General features: G+C 60.2%; 1 protein-coding gene. It reads left to right on the forward strand.

The annotated features are described in order from the left end of the window. A partial coding sequence (locus P0D89_RS54360; protein WP_408379901.1) for a winged helix-turn-helix domain-containing protein occupies positions 1 to 339 on the forward strand: 339 nt, incomplete at both ends.

The following is a 339-nucleotide window of genomic DNA, read 5'->3' on the forward strand; positions in this document are numbered from 1 at the left end:
GTGCTGCGTGCGGGTGCCGACGCCTGTCTGTCGTACCCGTGGTCGTTCATCGAAATCCACGAGCGGATGCTGGCGTTGTATCGTTCTTCATCGAAGGCGGCGAACGAAACCGTCACGGCGCCCGCACTCCTGACGCTCGACGCGGCAACGCGGGAACTGGTCGACGCCAATGTCCGTCTTCCGCTGACGAAGCGTGAATACCAACTTCTCGAATGTCTGCTGCGCCAGCCGAACATGCCAGTGCCGCGCGATCAGTTGATCCGGTATGCGTGGTCAGAAAAGGAAGATGTCGATCCCGCAAGCGTCAATCTGGTGGTTTCGCGTCTGCGCAGGAAACTG

Source organism: Paraburkholderia sp. RL18-085-BIA-A (assembly GCF_046027075.1).
GTDB lineage: Bacteria > Pseudomonadota > Gammaproteobacteria > Burkholderiales > Burkholderiaceae > Paraburkholderia.